Origin of the sequence: Pseudomonas sp. TMW22080, from assembly GCF_022496745.1 — a bacterium.
Lineage (GTDB): Bacteria > Pseudomonadota > Gammaproteobacteria > Pseudomonadales > Pseudomonadaceae > Aquipseudomonas > Aquipseudomonas bubulae.
On record NZ_SCFF01000001.1, the window covers coordinates 427,303 to 444,764 of the forward strand.

15 protein-coding genes are annotated in these 17,462 nt (G+C 59.8%); 8 read left to right on the plus strand and 7 right to left on the minus strand.

Going from position 1 to position 17,462, the window contains the following annotated elements:
* The 4 genes from EQV96_RS01925 to EQV96_RS01940 form a co-directional block, all read right to left on the minus strand.
* On the minus strand, positions 1 to 1,011 hold the full coding sequence (locus EQV96_RS01925; protein ID WP_095000323.1) for a zinc-binding alcohol dehydrogenase family protein: 1,011 nt from the start codon (positions 1,009 to 1,011) through the stop codon (positions 1 to 3).
* A 162-nt stretch (positions 1,012 to 1,173) separates the two neighbouring features.
* Positions 1,174 to 2,172 carry a LacI family DNA-binding transcriptional regulator gene (locus EQV96_RS01930; RefSeq protein ID WP_095000324.1) on the minus strand — a complete coding sequence of 333 codons (999 nt, stop codon included), beginning with the start codon at positions 2,170 to 2,172 and terminating at the stop codon, positions 1,174 to 1,176.
* Between the two features lie 100 nt (positions 2,173 to 2,272).
* Entirely contained in the window at positions 2,273 to 3,748 is a 1,476-nt protein-coding gene (locus tag EQV96_RS01935) for a sucrose-6-phosphate hydrolase (RefSeq protein WP_130871520.1), read from the minus strand.
* A gap of 13 nt (positions 3,749 to 3,761) precedes the next feature.
* Positions 3,762 to 5,054: an MFS transporter gene (locus EQV96_RS01940; protein WP_095019982.1), complete on the minus strand. Its 1,293-nt coding sequence runs from the start codon at positions 5,052 to 5,054 to the stop codon at positions 3,762 to 3,764.
* A 370-nt stretch (positions 5,055 to 5,424) separates the two neighbouring features.
* On the opposite strand from EQV96_RS01940, the gene EQV96_RS01945 reads away from it, so the two are divergent.
* Positions 5,425 to 6,105, plus strand: a complete 681-nt coding sequence (locus tag EQV96_RS01945; protein ID WP_240881161.1) for a GntR family transcriptional regulator — start codon at positions 5,425 to 5,427, stop codon at positions 6,103 to 6,105.
* A gap of 200 nt (positions 6,106 to 6,305) precedes the next feature.
* Here the strand turns inward: EQV96_RS01945 and EQV96_RS01950 are convergent, their stop codons facing one another.
* Positions 6,306 to 6,731 carry a hypothetical protein gene (locus EQV96_RS01950; protein WP_240881162.1) on the minus strand — a complete coding sequence of 142 codons (426 nt, stop codon included), beginning with the start codon at positions 6,729 to 6,731 and terminating at the stop codon, positions 6,306 to 6,308.
* Between the two features lie 310 nt (positions 6,732 to 7,041).
* Between EQV96_RS01950 and EQV96_RS01955 the strand changes: the two genes are divergently transcribed.
* The 7 genes from EQV96_RS01955 (at position 7,042) to EQV96_RS01985 (ending at position 13,847) form a co-directional block, all read left to right on the plus strand.
* Positions 7,042 to 7,860, plus strand: a complete 819-nt coding sequence (locus tag EQV96_RS01955) for a transporter substrate-binding domain-containing protein (RefSeq protein WP_095017987.1) — start codon at positions 7,042 to 7,044, stop codon at positions 7,858 to 7,860.
* Between the two features lie 10 nt (positions 7,861 to 7,870).
* The gene (locus tag EQV96_RS01960; RefSeq protein WP_240881163.1) at positions 7,871 to 9,637 is read left to right on the plus strand and encodes an aconitase family protein; all 1,767 of its coding nucleotides are present in this window, start codon (positions 7,871 to 7,873) and stop codon (positions 9,635 to 9,637) included.
* Positions 9,630 to 10,295 (plus strand): amino acid ABC transporter permease, encoded by a 666-nt coding sequence (locus EQV96_RS01965; protein ID WP_095000329.1) that lies wholly within the window; start codon positions 9,630 to 9,632, stop codon positions 10,293 to 10,295. Before EQV96_RS01960 ends, EQV96_RS01965 begins: the two co-directional genes overlap by 8 nt.
* 9 nt (positions 10,296 to 10,304) lie before the next feature.
* Positions 10,305 to 10,955, plus strand: coding sequence for an amino acid ABC transporter permease (locus EQV96_RS01970; protein WP_095000330.1), 651 nt, complete (start codon positions 10,305 to 10,307; stop codon positions 10,953 to 10,955).
* Positions 10,948 to 11,670 carry an amino acid ABC transporter ATP-binding protein gene (locus EQV96_RS01975; RefSeq protein ID WP_095000331.1) on the plus strand — a complete coding sequence of 241 codons (723 nt, stop codon included), beginning with the start codon at positions 10,948 to 10,950 and terminating at the stop codon, positions 11,668 to 11,670. The genes EQV96_RS01970 and EQV96_RS01975 overlap by 8 nt, the downstream gene beginning before the upstream one ends.
* A gap of 9 nt (positions 11,671 to 11,679) precedes the next feature.
* Entirely contained in the window at positions 11,680 to 12,711 is a 1,032-nt protein-coding gene (locus tag EQV96_RS01980; protein WP_240881165.1) for a proline racemase family protein, read from the plus strand.
* Between the two features lie 218 nt (positions 12,712 to 12,929).
* The gene (locus tag EQV96_RS01985; protein WP_240881167.1) at positions 12,930 to 13,847 is read left to right on the plus strand and encodes a dihydrodipicolinate synthase family protein; all 918 of its coding nucleotides are present in this window, start codon (positions 12,930 to 12,932) and stop codon (positions 13,845 to 13,847) included.
* 90 nt (positions 13,848 to 13,937) lie between these two features.
* On the opposite strand, the gene EQV96_RS01990 is transcribed toward EQV96_RS01985, so the two are convergent.
* Both EQV96_RS01990 and EQV96_RS01995 read right to left on the minus strand, forming a co-directional pair.
* A complete protein-coding gene (locus tag EQV96_RS01990) occupies positions 13,938 to 14,948 on the minus strand; it encodes an Ldh family oxidoreductase (RefSeq protein ID WP_095017991.1) in 1,011 nt (336 codons plus the stop codon).
* Between the two features lie 61 nt (positions 14,949 to 15,009).
* A complete protein-coding gene (locus EQV96_RS01995; protein ID WP_095000335.1) occupies positions 15,010 to 17,136 on the minus strand; it encodes an HAD family hydrolase in 2,127 nt (708 codons plus the stop codon).
* Between the last annotated feature and the right edge of the window lie 326 nt (positions 17,137 to 17,462).

Genomic DNA, 17,462 nt, shown 5'->3' on the forward strand with positions numbered 1-17,462 from the left:
CTAGCACTCGATAATGGCCTTGACCACGCCCTGCTGCGGATCCAGCAGCGTGGAGAAACGGCTGGCCACTTCGTTGAGGGGAATACGGTGGGTGTTGAGCGCCTGATCGGGGATCAGGCCGTCGCGCAGGCATTGCTCCACATAGCGGAAATCTTCGACGGTGGCATTGCGGCTGCCCATCAGGGTGGCTTCGCGCTTGTGGAACTCGGGATCGGAGAAGGTGATCGTGTCACGCACCACCGAGATCATCACGTAGGTGCCACCGTGGGCGATAAATTCAAAGCCACGCTCCATGGCCCGGGCGTTGCCGGTAGCATCGAAAACCACATCATAAAAATCGCCATCGGTAAGGTCGGCGAGCGCATCTTTATCGCCGTCGCCAATCTTCACCGCGGCGTGAATATTCAGATGTTTGCGGCAAAAATCCAGACGGTCGTCACGGGTATCCAGCACCGTGACCTGCGCTCCGCGCAAGCCGGCAAAAATCGCCGCGGCCATGCCGATCGGACCGGTACCGACTACCAGCGTGCGTTGCCCGGCCTGAAGGTTCGAACGGCGCACCGCATGGGCGCCAATGGACAGGAATTCGATCATTGCGGCCTGGTCCAGGGTCACCCCGACGGCCTTGTGAATGAACTGATGGGCGACACTCAGGTACTCGGTAAAGGCACCGTCACAGTGCACACCCAGCACCTGGATGCGCGAGCAGCAGTTGGTCTTGCCCTGCCGACAGGCGATGCACGTACCACACGAAATGTAAGGCATCACGTAGACCACATCGCCCGGTACCAGAGCGCTGCCCTCTTCGCTGGCCTCGACGATGCCGGAAAATTCGTGGCCCATCACCCGCGGGTACTCCAGATACGGCTGGTTACCGGTAAAGATGTGCAAGTCGGTACCGCACACACCCACACGTTTGATCCTGATCAGGGTTTCACCGGGGCGACGCTCGGGAATAGGGCTTTCGAGGGTGGTGAGCAAGCGGGGTTCGTTACAGATCACAGTCAGCATTTTTTATTCTCCGTCGATAGCGCAAGGGCTACCGGGTATTGGCGAGACCACAATGGGTGCCGCTCGAAAACTACACGGAGGAAAAAATATTGGCAAGACCAATTAATTTTTTAATGAATTGGCCTTACCAGATTTCATGCCTGGATTTACCCACCGAACGGGTCAGCAGGAGTCGCGCTCAACCAGCGGGCAGGCAATCTTGTGGATGGCGCAGTCGTCCCGGCCTTCGATCAGATGCAGTGCCGCGCGACGACCCATTTCGTAATACGGCAACTGCACGGTGCTCAAGGGTGGGTAAAACAGCTCGGCAACCCCCACCATATTGTCAAACCCCAGTACCGCCACATCGTGCGGAATACGCAAGCCGCGACTGAGCAGATACTGATACGCCACCAGGGCAATCCGGTCGTTGCCGCAAATCAGCAGGTCAAAGGGCGGAGTTCCATTACCCGCTAGCAGCTGTTGCTCCAGCACCACAAGGGTGTGCTGATAGCCGTCATCGTCGGGCAGGTCGAACTGAGGCAGTTGCGCGGCACTGATCCCGGCCTCGTCCAGAGCGCGGGCCAGTCCGCGTTGGCGCAACCCCCAGGCCATACTGCTTTGCGGCAGGTTTATGCAGAGCGGACGGCGGTAGCCCTGTCGCAGCGCTTGGCGTACCGCCTGATACTGTCCGTCTTCATCGTCTGATATATAACAAGCAATGCCGGTTTCGGTGCTGACGCAATTGCCCAGAACCAGCGGCACGCTGCGCAGTACCTGAGGAATGTCCACCCGGCGAAGCTGCATGGCGCTGAAGATGATGCCGTCCGGTTGATGGGAGAGCATCAACTCGATGGCCTTCTGGCAGGGCGGGGCTTCAAACACGTTGAGGATAAACACGTTCCAGCCATGCTCGCGGGACGTACGCTCCATCGAGAGCAGCATTTCAACGGCAAAAGGAGTGGTGGCCGTATCCAGGGCAAAGATGCCAATGGTCTTGCCACTGGAGTGGCCGCCGCGGGTCTTGCGCGCAGAAAGACTGGGCACATAACCCAGGGTCTCGACGGCCTGCAGCACTTTTGCCAGGGTCTCCTGATTCAACTTTCCCGGGGTGTTGAGGGCCCTGGAAACGGTCATCAGGGAAACCCCCGCCAGCCGTGCAACATCTTTTACTGAAGCCATGGGTACGCGCCATACGTGTCTGACCGGGCATGATGTCATGCCTGATAGCGTCAGAACAGCATGAGCAAGGACGGCGCGCCCTGCGCCAAAAGGCCTGACTTCATAGCTTCAGATCCGCCAGCCCCCACACCAGGGCCTCGCCAAAATGGCCTGTGCCATTGACGGCATAAGCCCGCAGCGCAAGGCTGTCAGTCTTTGGGTAAATTCGGCTGCTCAGGCTCCAGGCGCCATCGTCGACGAACACTTCGATGGATGAACGATCGAGAAAAATTCGCAGGGCAATGCGTGTCTGCCCTGCCGCGATCGGTACACTGCGAACTCCGCTCACCCCGGCGCCGGAATGTTGCCTGTCGAGCACCAGGCGCCGGGCCATGGCATCAAAATACAGCAAGGTACGCTCCTGCTGATCATTGCTGCAGCGCAATGCCAGACCAAAATGTTCAGCGCTGCTGGCGGCAATATCCAGCTCAAGTTCAATCTCCAGCAGCGCCCCCCAGGTATCCAGCAACTGATTGGCAGACTTCAGCGCACCTATCTGCAGCACCTGCCCCGCCTGCCTCAATGCAATCAGCTCGCGGGCCGGACGCATCAGCAGTCGATCACCGTCGCGACTGACTTCACGGGGTAATGTCAGCGCCCCGCACCAGTGCTCGGCCTGGCTGGGCATCGGGCTTTCCCACATGTCCATCCAGGCCCATAACAAGCGACGGCCATCTGGTGCGAGCAAGGTCTGGGCAGCATAGAAATCGTGGCCATGATCGAGTTCATGGAGCGGCCCACCGGGTTTGAACACACCCTTGTCGTCCAGTTGCCCCATGCGGTAGCTGTTCTGATACAGGTTCCAATTGTCATATCCGCAGGGCTTCAAGCCCTGGGGCGAGTACAGCAACACATCGCGCCCCTCCAGCTCGAAAATATCCGGGCACTCCCACATATACCCATCAAGTTCACGTTGCCCCTGCAGCGCACAGCCCAGAAAGTCCCAGTGCAACAGGTCATCTGAACGATAGAGCAGCAACTGCGGGTCATCCCCAAGGCGTGCCCCCAGCGCCATCCACCAGGCCCCGTGGCGCTGCCACACCTTTGGGTCACGAACATGCATGATGGCCGGGTCAGGCGGTGTGTCGATGACCGGCCCGTGCTTGATAAAGGTAATGCCATCGGTGCTGCTGGCCAGGCACTGGACCTGACGGATGTGCTGGTCATCACCCGGCTCTTGCAACCAGATGTGACCGGTATAGATCAGGTACAGGGTGTCATCGAGTACCACTGCAGAGCCTGAGAAGCAGCCATCACGGTCATAACTGTCACCCGGTGCCAGGGCGATGGGCAAATGCTGCCAATGCACCAGGTCGTCGCTGCTGGCGTGCCCCCAGTGCATGGGGCCCCATTGTGCAGAAAAAGGATGATGCTGATAAAACATGTGGTATTGGCCGCGAAAAAACACCAGGCCGTTAGGGTCGTTCATCCACCCGGCTGCCGGGGCCAGGTGATAGGCGAGGCGATAGTCGTTGCCGCGTTCGGGCAGTGTTTGTTCAATGGCGCGATGGGCCATGTCCAGCCGTGCAGCGTGCATGGGGTGGTCCTTGTCAGGGTTCATAACGGGTAACTGATTGAGTGATGGCGGGTAATGCCAGCGCTTCGGCAACAGCGTTTTTGCCCGGTGGTTGCCGTGGATCGTTGCGCAGCAGGGTCCAGGACAGCAGCAGGCAGGCGCCAGCCAGAGCGGACATGGCCAGGTAAACATCGGCAAATCCGTATTGGTCATAACCGTAGCCAACCAAGGGCGACAGCAGCATGGCGGTGAGTTGCTGGGCGAAGTGAAAGCCCACCAGATAGATCGAGGCAGACAGGCGCGGGTCGAAATTGAACGCAATATATTTGAACACCGAGACCAGCAGGATCGGCACCTCAACCGCATGCAGCATCTTGAACACGGCGATGGCCCAGGTTTCTGTAGCCAGGCCGGAACCCAGAATGCGAAAAAACATGATGCTGCCCGCCAGGATCAGCCCGTATTTCGCACCGGTACGGCCAACCACCCAAGGGGCAACCAGGAGCAAGCCGGCCTCCAGCAGGACCTGGGATGAGTTCAGGTAACCATAGGCCTGAATGCCCTGTTCGGGGGTCGCAAAAAACGACGAGAAATACACCGGAAACTGCTGCTCGTAGATCATGTAAATCCCGCACACCCCGGTCAGATAGACACTGAAGGCCCAGAACCGCGGCAACTTGAGCAATTGCCATAGATCACCGACAGATACGGGTGCAGCGCCACTTGCGCCGCTGGCGCAGCCGGGTTGGTTGAACCGGCTCAGGTCCAGTCGAAACAGAATGAGCAAAAACGCCACGCCGGCAGCACTGCTCATGTAGAAGGCAATATTGGGGTTGATGTTGAACACCACACCCACAATGCAGGTGGCCGCAGCCCAGCCCAGGGAACCCCACATCCTGCTGGTGCCGAACTCGAAACCCACGTGCCGTGACAACCGTTCGGTATAACTTTCGATCACGCCAACCCCGGCCAGCATGGCAAAGGCCAGGAAAACCGCCCCCACCACTGCGCCGAGCACTACGTTCTGAGCCAGCAAGTGGCTATAGACATAAATCGCGAAGGGTGCGGCGGCGCACAGCAGCAGGCCAATCCATACCAGCAGCTTGCGGGACAGACCGAGCTTGTCCTGCAATGCCCCGTAGAACGGCTGGATCAGCAGTGCTGCGATTGCATTCGCGGCAAATACATAGCCGGTCTGCGCGCCATTTAGGCCGATGACCTGATGCAACCAGATGGAAAAAAGCGAGTAACTGGAAGACCATGAAAAAAAGAAAAAAAACAGCAAACCGCTGATAAGCCAGTAATCACGCTTGACCGTCCGTTGCATGGGTGTCCCTCTTGTTCTTATTTAAGTTAACGTTAACATTTTCTCCTATTACGGATGCCTACAGCTTCGCTGTCAAGCTCATGGCTCAGGAAAGCAGCAATGGACAGGGCCTGGAAGCTCATATCAGGTCGCGATGACCCGGTGCCTGATCAGGTGTTTTTTTGACACCTTGCAGGGGAACCCCTGCGCAAGGACATCAAGCAGGTTAAGGATTAACCCGACTACGTCGCCAGCCTTCAGTCGGGCTCAGGCTAGCCTGTAATGTGCTGGCATTTGCAGGCTGACCCGTGCCAGGTAACAGGCCGCAGGGCGACTGGCACAAGGCTTACCCTCTGAGTTTCGTATACCATATATCTTTTACAAGCGAATGATGACCACCGTGGCCCATCCAAAACTCAATGCACCCGACCTCGGCAATTCGCCTTCCACATCGGAAATCATCACCCTGCATTTGCGCGATGCGATTGTCGCCGGGCATTTCGCTGAAGATGAACCGATTCGCCAGGATGATATCGCCCGCCAGTTCAATGTCAGCAAAATCCCCGTGCGCGAAGCCCTCAAGCGACTTGAAGCTGAAGGGCTTGTGATGTTCCAGCGCAACCGCGGCGCCATGGTCACGCGCATTTCCGAGGCCGAACTGGCGCAGATGTTCGAAGTGCGCATGCTCCTTGAAGACAAACTGCTGCGCCTGGCCATTCCCAACATGACCGCAGACACCTTTGCCCGTGCCGAACGCATTTGCCAGGAGTTTGTCGGGGAAGATGACGTGGGCCGCTGGGCCGAGCTTAACTGGGAACTGCACGCCTGCCTGTACGAGCCGGCGCAGCGACCGTTCATGATCAGCCTGATCCGCTCAGTCAATGACAAACTGGAACGCTACCTGCGTATGCAAATGAGTTTGTCGGCAGGTAAACACCGTGCCGATCACGAACACCGGGAGATCCTTGACGCCTGCCGCGCTGGTGATATTGAGCTGGCCGTCAAGTTGCTGGATGAGCATATTGCCGGCGTGTGCAAAACCCTGTTCGAGCATTTGCCGCAAAGCCATTGAGCCTGTACGCAACGCTTTAGCTTGTAGTCGCTGAGGAGCGCAGCGAGGCTGCGATCGGTTTGGTGCGCCACTGCGACACAGCAGTCGTAAAATCGGTTAATGCGTTGGGCCAAGTACATCCGGGGCTCAGGGTTTACGACCGCTTCGCAATCGATCGCAGCCTCGCTGCGCTCCTCAGCGGCGACAAGATTTCGTGTTCTTCACTCCCCCACCGAGTACACCGTAATACACAGGTCGATCCCCAATGACTGCATGCGCAGCAACGTATCGATCGGGATCGGGTGGCTGACGGAACGTGGTGTAACTCCGCTGTTGTAGCCAATATCCAGGGTCTTTTTTGTACAGGCGTGCCATAACGGCTGCAGTGCTTGCGGCAATTGCTCAATGGCATCGAGCAAGGCCCTTATGCTTTCATCAGGGGTGGGGTAACTGCCTTGCGGGCCAGAGGCTTCAAAAACAGAATGATAGAGGTCGCCGTCAGCCTGACTGTCATGCAGGCAACTGATTGATACCTCAGGCAGATCTCCAGGCGCCATTGAGTCTGCCAATGGTGCCAGGTCAACAGGAGCCGTGAGCATCAGGTCTGTATTGAGGTAGTACACCCCGATGTCATCATCGATAGGCATAGGCTTCACACTCCCGGGAAAAGTACCTCGCCCATACTGCCCGCAGGGCAAAAAATAGCCAATACCGCCAAAAAGCCAGCAAGTGTTCCTTTGTGGGGCATTTCCCACAGTAATGCTCCCTTCTGTAACACCCCCCTGCTACCGCTCAACCCCTCCAGTACCAGAGTGCCATCACGCAAGCCTGCAAATACCGCGCTCGCTCCCTTATTGCGGCCTGCAGCAAAAATCGGCACACGCCTTGCAAAACAAATATCGTATACGAAATCCAAAGACCGTTAATCAACAGCCCTTCAACGACTCCGAGGCTTCCATGAAAAACCCCGTACTTGCCGTAGCTCTCAGCGCTGTTCTCAGTACCTCCTTTATTGCCACGGCGCAGGCCGACAAGCTCGACGATATTATCGGTTCGGGCAAGTTACGCTGCGCCGTCACCCTGGACTTCCCGCCCATGGGCTCCCGTGACGAGGCCAACAAGCCCGTCGGCTTTGATGTGGACTACTGCAACGATCTGGCAAAAGTGCTCGGTGTCGATGCCGAAATCGTTGAAACCCCCTTCCCTGACCGGATTCCGGCGTTGGTCTCCGGGCGCGCCGATGTCATTGTGGCCTCCACTTCCGACACCCTGGAACGGGCCAAGACCGTTGGCCTGAGCATTCCTTACTTTGCCTTCCAGATGGTGGTGCTGACCCGCGACAACACCGGCATCAACAGCTTTGAGGATCTCAAGGGCAAGGCCCTGGGCAACACCAGCGGCACCTATGAAGCCATCGCCCTGGAAAAAGACGTGAAAAGCTGGGGCAGCGGTTCATTCCGCGCCTATCAGTCGCAGAACGACACCCTGCTGGCCGTTGCTCAGGGCCATATCGAGGCGACCGTGGTCACCAACACCGTGGCTGCGGCTACCCTTAAATCAGGCAAGTACAAAAACCTCAAGGTCGCCGGTAACGCGCCTTATGTGGTCGATTACGTGTCCCTGGGCGCCAAGCGCAACGAGTACGGCCTGCTCAACTACCTGAACCTGTTCGTCAACCAGCAAGTACGCACCGGACGCTACAAGGAGCTGTGGAGCAAATGGGTCGGGACCGAGATTCCACCGGCTGATCTGACCGTACCTCACGTTTATTACTGAGGTATCCAGCATGTCCGGGATAAGTTCTCTTGAAGGCCGCAGCCTGGTTGATGGTTGTGCATCCGCCCCGCTGCTGCACGCCGAGGTCGGCCTGAGTTTCTGGGGCGGCGTCGACCCGTTCAGCGGCGAGGTGATCGACCGCCATCACCCGCTCAGCGGCGAATGCCTGGCCGGCCGTGTGCTGGCAATCCCCAGCGGGCGCGGCTCCTGTACCGGCAGCAGTGTGCTGATGGAACTGATCAGCAATGGCCATGCTCCTGCTGCGCTGGTGCTGGCCGAGGCCGACGAGATCCTGACCCTTGGCGTGCTGGTGGCCCAAACCCTGTTCCAACGTTCCCTGCCGGTGCTGTGCATCGGCAAGGAAGCCTTTGGCCAATTGCGCGGCAAGGCGTTCGCCAGGGTCGATGGCACCGGTTTGAGCCTTTACGATTCAACGCCTGACGATACTCCGGCACCACGCAACGACAGGCCAACCGAAGATGCACACAGCTCGATCGAGCTGACCGCACACGACCGTGCACTGCTCGACGGCAGCCAAGGCAAGGCCGCTCAGGTGGCCATGCAGATCGTTTTGCGCATGGCGCATATCCAGGGCGCCAAATATCTGGTGGACATCACCCAGGCCCATATCGACGGCTGCATCTATACCGGGCCGGCGAGTTTGCGCTTTGCGCAACAACTGGTGGCATGGGGTGCCAAGGTGCGGGTACCCACCACCCTCAATTCGATTTCCGTGGATCAGCGCCGTTGGCGCGAACTGGGTATCGACCCGGCGCTCGGTGTACCCGCCAGCGCGCTGGGCGATGCTTATATAGCCATGGGCGCACAATTGAGTTTCACCTGCGCGCCTTATCTGCTCGACAGTGCGCCCAAGGCCGGCGAGCAGATTGTCTGGGCCGAATCCAACGCGGTGGTTTACGCCAACAGCGTGCTCGGCGCACGCACCCTCAAGTACCCCGACTATCTGGATATCTGTATCGCCCTCACCGGCCGGGCACCGCTGATTGGCTGTCATCTGGAAGATCAGCGCAAGGCCCGTTTGCATATAGAAGTGCCGCCCCTGTCCAACCTTGACGACTCTTTCTACCCGCTGCTCGGCTACCACATCGGTGCCCTGGCCGGCAGCCGGATCCCGCTGATTTCCGGGCTCCAGCAGCATCCGAACCTGGACGATCTCAAGGCATTCGGTGCGGCCTTCGCCACCACCAGCGCCGCTGCGCTGTTTCATATCGCCGGGGTTACCCCCGAAGCTCTCGACCCGACACGGGTGATCGATGGGCCGCTGCCGGTGCTCAAACTCAGCCTGGAGGAATTGCGGCTCAGTTGGCAGGAGCTCAACAGCGCCCGCGATGCCAGGGTGGATGTGGTGTCATTGGGCAACCCGCACTTTTCCCTCAGCGAGTTCGCCCGTTTGGCAAGCCTGTGCCAGGGCCGCCACCGTCATCCCGACGTGGTACTGGCGATCACCTGTGGTCGCACCGTGCTGGAGCAGGCCCGCGCCGCCGGGCATATCGCCGTGATCGAAGCCTTTGGTGCGGTGATTATCAGCGATACCTGCTGGTGCATGCTCGGTGAACCGGTGATTCCGCCAGCCGCCAGAAACCTGATGACCAACTCGGGCAAATACGCCCATTACGCCCCCGGCCTGGTGGGCCGCAAGGTTCACTTCGCCAGCCTCGCCGAGTGTGTGGATGCGGCGTGCAGCGCCACGGCCAGCGGGCGCTTGCCGCAGTGGCTGCAAGCTGCTGCCTCACTGGAGAACGCACCCCATGTTTGACTATACCTTCCAATGGCGCTCTGCCCTGCGCGCCTTGCCGGACATGCTCGCCGGCGCCCTGGTGACCTTCGAGACCGCTGCCCTGTCGATGATCTTCGGTGTACTGATCGCCCTGGCCCTGACGGTGATGCGCGAAAGCAAAAACCCGCTGCTGCGCGGCGCCGGTAATGCCTGGGTGTCCATTGCCCGTAACACGCCCTCGTTGTTCCAGATTTATGTCCTGTACTTCGGGCTCGGCTCCCTGGGCCTGCATGTCAGTTCATGGGTCGCCCTGCTGGCCGGGATCACCTTCAACAACGCAGGTTACCTGGCCGAGAACTTTCGCGGCGGGCTCAAGGCAGTGCCCGAAACCCAGGTACGCGCAGCTCGCTCGCTGGGCATGAGCGCCTTCCAGACCTACCGCATGATCGTCGTACCGCAGCTGCTGCGCATCGTGTTTTACCCGCTGACCAACCAGATGGTCTGGGCGGTGCTGATGACCTCGCTGGGGGTGATCGTGGGCCTGAACAACGACCTCACCGGTGTGACCCAGGACTACAACGTCAAAACGTTCCGCACCTTTGAATACTTCGCCATTGCCGCGGTGCTGTATTACCTGATTGCCAAGGCGATCGTTGCAGCAGCCCGGCTCATGGCCTGGCGACTGTTCCGTTACTGAGGACTGCCCATGTTTTCCACCAGCTTTACCTGGAACGATTTTCTGTTTTTGCTGCAGGGGGCATGGGTCACCCTGCAACTGACCAGCTGGGCGATTTTGCTCGGCACCGTTGCCGGCCTGCTGTTCGGCCTGATGCGTGCCTTGCTGCCACGGGCCAGCCTGCCGCTGGCCTGGGTGCTGGATGTGTTTCGCAGCGTGCCTTTGCTCATTCAGTTCGTGCTGTTCAACTCGCTCAAGAGCATCGTCGGCCTGAACATCAGCGCTTTCAGCGTCGGCTGCATCGTGCTGGGGGTCTACGCAGCCGCGTACTTCACCGAGATCGTGCGCAGCGGCGTGCTGGCAGTGCCGTTTACCGTGCGCCGGGCCAGCCGTTCGCTGGGCCTGAGCTACCTGCAGGACCTGCGCTACATCGTGTTGCCCATTGCCATGCGCGTGGCCTTCCCCGGCTGGCTCAACCTGGTGCTCAGCGTGATGAAAGATACCGCACTGGTGATGTGGATCGGCATCGTCGAACTGCTGCGCGCCTCGCAAACCATCGTCACCCGCATCCAGGAACCGATGCTGGTGCTGTGCATCGCGGGCCTTATCTATTACGTCATGAGCCTGGTGGTTGCGCGCCTTGGTGCTCGCCTGGAAAAAAGGTGGCAAGAAAATGATTGAGATCGACAACGTCTACAAATCCTTCGGCGACCTCGAAGTGGTCAAGGGCGTCAGCCTGACCGTGAACAAGGGTGAGGTGGTCTCGATTATCGGCGGCTCCGGCTCCGGCAAGTCGACCCTGCTGATGTGCATCAACGGCCTGGAACCGATCCAGAAAGGCCATATCCGCGTCGACGGCATTGCAGTCCACGACCGCGCCACCAACCTTAACCACCTGCGCCAGAAAATCGGCATCGTGTTCCAGCAATGGAACGCCTTTCCACACCTCACCGTGCTGGAAAACGTGATGCTGGCGCCGCGCAAGGTGCTGGGCAAAAGCAAGGCCGAAGCCGAGGCCCTGGCGGTGCAGCAACTGACCCATGTGGGCCTGGGCGACAAGCTCAAGACCTTCCCCGGCAAGCTTTCCGGCGGCCAGCAACAGCGCATGGCCATTGCCCGCGCCCTGGCCATGTCACCGGACTACATGTTGTTCGACGAAGCCACCTCGGCCCTCGACCCGCAATTGGTGGGCGAGGTGCTCGACACCATGCGCATGCTCGCCGAAGACGGCATGACCATGGTACTGGTCACCCACGAAATCCGCTTTGCGCGGGATGTATCCGACCGCGTGGCGTTCTTTCGCAATGGCCTGGTGCACGAAATCGGTACCCCCGATCAAGTCATCGGCAACCCTGTGCACGCGGAAACCGCGGCCTTCCTCAAGTCGGTCAAATAGGAGCAGAACATGCGTTCATCGAAAGTCATTCATGTGGTCAGCTGTCACGCCGAGGGCGAAGTCGGTGACGTGATCGTCGGCGGTGTGGCGCCTCCGCCCGGGGCTACCGTATGGGAGCAGTCGCGCTGGATCGCCCGGGACGAGACCCTGCGCAATTTTGTGCTCAACGAGCCTCGCGGCGGGGTGTTCCGGCACGTCAACCTGCTGGTGCCGGCCAAGGATCCACGGGCGCAAATGGCCTGGATCATTATGGAACCGGCCGACACTCCGCCCATGTCGGGTTCCAACTCGATCTGCGTGTCCACGGTCTTGCTCGATAGCGGCATCCTGCCGATGACCGAACCGCAAACCCGACTGGTGCTCGAAGCTCCCGGTGGCCTGATCGAGGCCGTAGCCGACTGTCGAGACGGCAAGGTACAACGGGTCGAGATCAAAAACGTGCCCTCCTTCGCCGACCGCCTGGATGCCTGGATCGAAGTCGAGGGCCTGGGATCGCTCAAGGTCGACACCGCCTATGGCGGCGACAGCTTCGTACTCGCCGATGCCAAGGAACTGGGCTTTGCCATCAGCCCGGATGAAGCCAGGGACATCGTTGAGACCGGTTTGAAAATCACTCGCGCCGCCAACGAGCAACTGGGCTTCACCCACCCGTTGAACCCGGACTGGTCGCATATCTCGTTTTGCCAGATCGCTGCGCCTGTGGTGTATGAGAACGGTATTGCCAGCGGCGCCAACGCGGTCGTGATCCGCCCGGGCAAGATCGACCGCTCGCCCTGCGGCACCGGTTGCTCGGCGCGCATGGCGGTGTTGCAGGCCAAGGGGCTGCTCAAGGTGGGCGAGCGCTTTATCGGCCGCTCGATCATTGGCTCGGAATTTCATTGCCACATCGACTCCATGACCGAAGTGGCCGGGCGCGTCGCGATCTACCCGTGCATCTCCGGGCGGGCGTGGATTACCGGTACTCATCAACACCTGCTCGACCCGAGCGACCCGTGGCCACAGGGCTATCGCCTGTCCGATACCTGGCCGGGTGCCAACTGACCAGAGCATTTACGCAATACCCGTAGCAGCTGACGAGCGCAGCGAGGCTGCGTTCGTCAGCTACAGGAACACTGCAACTGTGGGAGCGAGCCTGCTCGCGAAGGTCGTTCGCGAGCAGGCTCGCTCCCACAATAGGGCTTGACCTGCAACAGAGTATCTACATAAAACCGCGACTAAACGTATACGAAATACTATTTTAGCGACCGGAGGCAACAAACATGAGCAAGCGCATCAACTGGAGTGGCGTCTTCCCTGCGGTGACCACTCAATTCAACGATGACTTCAGCATCAACCTGGACAAGACCCACCAGGTGATTTCCAACGTCATCCGTGACGGCGTGTCGGGCCTGGTGGTCTGTGGCTCGGTGGGGGAAAACACCTCCCTGACCGCCGAAGAAAAAATCGCCGTGACCGAAGTCGCTGTGGCAGCCTCCGGCGGCCGGGTGCCGGTCATCTGCGGCGTGGCCGAGTTCACCAGCGTGCAAGCCGCCAAGGTGGCCAATGCCGTGCGCAAGGTCGGCGTCGATGGGGTGATGCTGATGCCCGCGCTGGTCTACGGTTCCAAGCCTTTCGAAACCGCCGAACACTACCGCTATGTAGCCAGGCACGCCGACGTGCCACTGATGGTCTACAACAACCCGCCCATCTACAAAAACGATGTCACCCCCGACATCCTGATTTCTCTGGCCGATTGCGACAACGTGGTGTGCTTCAAGGACTCCTCGGGCGACACCCGCCGCTTTATCGATATCCGCAATGAAGTAGGCGACCGTTTCGTGCTGTTTGCCGGCCTCGACGACGTGGTGCTGGAGAGCCTTGCCGTGGGTGCCGAAGGCTGGGTTTCGGGCATGTCCAATGTGTTCCCCAGGGAAGGCGAAACCATCTTCCGCCTGGCCAGGGCCGGGCGTTTCGCCGAAGCCATGCCGATCTATGAATGGTTGATGCCGATCCTGCATCTGGACGCCCGTGCCGACCTGGTGCAGTGCATCAAGCTGTGCGAAGCCATTGCCGGTCGCGGCAGCGCCTTGACCCGTCCCCCGCGCCTGGCCCTGCCACGGGAAGATCGTGAATTTGTCGAACGAATCATGGCCAAAGCTCTGGCAAACCGCCCGCACTTACCTGATGTCGGTCTTTGATCAACGGCTTACTGTAGATACTCTGTTGCCGCCTCCCCCCTTGTGGGAGCGGGCTTGCCCGCTCCCACAACAAGCGCCACCCCGGCAAATCTATCCCTTCAGCAGCGCCTGCAGGTCATTGAACAAGGCTAACGGAATTTGCACCCCCTCCGCCTCGCTGCGCGCCCGCGCCTCATACCGGCGTTGCGACGGCAAGCGCGCGCCCTGCCCTTCGATCCCGGCAAACAAACCCTCGGCCCGGGCCAGATGCTCTTCGGTTGCCGCACCCAGAAAGCGCTGCGGATCAAACGCGATAATCAACTCGCCATGATAAGGCGATGACTTGCTCCCCGCGTCGTAAGCCAGGGACTCGGCGCTGGTCAAATCGCCAATCAGGGGCCCGGCAATCAACTCCACCATTGCCGCCAGTGCCGAGCCTTTATGCCCGCCAAAGGTCAGCATCGCGCCGGTATCAAGCACCACATTGGCATCGGTGCTCGGCAGTCCTTGAGCGTCAACCCCCCAGCCCTCAGGAATAGCCTTGCCAGCCCGACGATGCAACTCGATGTCGCCACGGGCAATGGCACTGGTGGCAAAGTCAAAGACAAACGGGGCACGCCCCGCCCGTGGCCAGCCAAAGGCAATGGGGTTGGTACCGAACACCGGCTGGCAGCCGCCCGCCGGGGCCACCCAGGCATGGCTCGGGTTACAGGCCAGCGCTACCAGCCCCGCCGCGGTCAACTGCTCGATTTCCACCCAGAGTGCGGAAAAATGCACACAACGATTGATCGCCAGGGCTGCAATGCCGTTGGCCCGGGTTTTTTCCTGTAACAGCGGCAAACCCGCCTGGAACGCCAACTGGGAAAACCCGCCGGCTGCATCCACCCGCACTATCGACGGCGCCTGGTCGATCACCCGCGGCGCGGCATCGGCCGAGACCTTGCCCGCGCGCAGTGAATTGACACAGCCCAATACCCGGTACAGACCGTGGGACGCGCAACCATCGCGCTCCCCGGCCAGCACCGTGGCGCTCACCGCGCGGGCATGGGCCTGGTTGAAACCGTTATGCAACAGGATCGATTCGGCAAGCTCGTAAGCCTGGGCCAGGGTCAGTCGTTTCATGGTCAGCTCCTTGAACAGACCTTTCAGACTGGACCATCCTCAGGCTCACGGCTTGATCGGTTCAGGCCGTGGGCATGACGAATTCAGCACAGAGCGGGCCATGAAAATACCCGGCAATTGCCTCAATCAACGCCGCATCCGTGACCGGGTCCAACCCCGGATACGGCTGGCCGTTATAGCTGCCGGTAAACGTCAGGACCGCCTCGATGCTGCCATTGTCCTGATACAGACTACGCATCTGCTGGCACTCCAGATCCTTGCTGTCAGTGCTGCGCAGCGCATAGTGCAACGCCAGCGCCGCGCCGAACTGCAGGGCACTGCTGTCAATCCCGTGCTTTCTGGCCAGATCGATACTGCGAAAGATCCGTTCGTTACGTTGCAGTTTGCGTAGTGGATCACGTCCGACACGGGCACAGGGGTCCTTGAAGGAGGTATTGCAGCGCTCCAGAAAGGTGGCTGAAAATGCTGCCACGGCATCTTCCATCTGCGGGTTTTCGGCCACCAGTGCCGGGCCGACTGCCTCACCGATCAAGCGCTGCGCCAGCTCACTGACGCGCGGGTCGCCCATGCCCTGCCCCAGCCAGGAGTACCCCAGCAGGCTCGCATACCAGGCAATGATCGCGTGCGGGCCATTCCACAGCAGGTTCTTGATGACTTGTGGCTGGGTGATGTCGTCGACCGTCTTCACCTGGCGCAAGCGCTCAAGCAGATTGCTGCAGCGCTGGGCGTACAGGGGCATGTCCGGCTCGCTGTTGAACAGGATCAGATGCAATTGGCTCAAGGCGTTGCTGGACTGGGTAAAAGGTCGAAAGCGGCTGATCAGGCGCTCGTACTCGGGCACCGGAGTGCGCGGTGCGGCGCGAGGTGCGTCAGGCTCGTCATCGAGGCTGTTCTGGAACATCTTCGACTTGATCCGCAACTGGCGCACCAGCGCTTCGTTGGACAACTTTGAGACGATGCGGCTGACCACCGTTTCTACAAAGTGGGTGTTGTCCAGAATTTTGCGGCACAGCTCGGCAGACACCAGCAACTCCAGTTGCGCCTGCACATGGCGACGCACAAAGTCCGCACCGCCGACCTTGTTCAGCACAATCAAAATGGTCAGCTCACGCCCCCGGCGCTCGTAGCGGCGCACCAGGCCCCGGGCAATCACCCCGGCCTGCTTGCGAATTGCCGTTTCAGGCAGGCTCAGGCCGATGATTTCCGCCACGTCATACATGCGGATCACTGCTTCGGCGTCGTCCATATCGATCATGCGCAGGTTATCGATGGTCTGATCGAAGGACGTGGCGCTGTAGCGCACACTGAAGCGGCCAAACGCCTGGATGGTCTCGCGCAGCATGCGTGAGCGGGTGGCGGCGATGATCTCGCAGGGTCGGGTGTAGCCGTCCCAGTGCGAGAAAATCTGCGTCAGGTAACCGCCGCCCATTGCGCCAAAACCATGAATACCGGCGCTGAACTGATTGAGGGTGGGCGGGAAACTGTCGGTCAGCGCGGGAGGACCGAGATCGGGCATGCACTCGTTCAGGTCACCCAAAAAACCGTGCATGCTGGTGTAGGCCTTGAGGGCGCAGTCCGCGACTTCAGGCGCTGGCGGCTTGATATCCTCAATCAGGATCGGCTGGCCGTCGGCACGAATGGCCGACAACAGACCGTTTTGCGAGTCCTCCAGCATAAGGCAATGCTCTGGCAGGCAATTGAGCGCGCTGGCCGCCTTGAGGAAAATCTCCGGGTGGGGCTTGCCCTGGGTCACCTCATCACCGCACACGGTAACGTCGAAATACTTCAGCACATTGGCATTGATCAGGTATTCCTCGGCGATGGCGCGACGGCTCGACGTAGCCACCGCCATGGTCAGGCCGTATTTGCGCAAGCGCTCCAGCACTTCCAGCAGGCCATCCTTGATCGGCACGCCGTGGTCACGCACATGGGCCAGCTCCAGCTCGTCGGCACGCTGGCGAACCTGGGCATAGGGGAAGTCTTCGCCGTGGTTGGCCCTGGCCAGGGCCTCGGCTTTTTTGGCACTCAGGCCTAATGAGCCGATCAGTGTTTCTTCACTCAGTGGCGTGCCGTAAATCTCCTCGGCGGCCTGCTTGAGCGTTTTGAAGCGCAAGCGCTCGGTGTCGAACATGGTGCCGTCCATATCGAAGATGGCACTGAAAATTCTTTTACCCTGAAAATAAATCATCAACACAGCTCCTTGTAGCGCGAGCAATTATTGGCTGCCCGCGGAAACGCTTTGGATCAAAAACGTGGTTTCAAATACAAATCCCGGGCAGCAGAACGCACCATTGACAGCGGGGCGTGAGTGCACCGGAACGGCTGGCGGTCAGAAATAATCAGGCGGAGGGATGTAACAATGGCGCCAGTTGGCGCAGCTGCCCGAGAAGCAGGGTCTCAGGTGGGGGATAGCGAAGTTTGCGAGAAAGCGGGAAACAAACCCTGTGACTGCACTGATGCAGCATTTGACGTGAGGCCCACAGCTTGCAATCAGGGATGCGAAGTGTGAGCCCA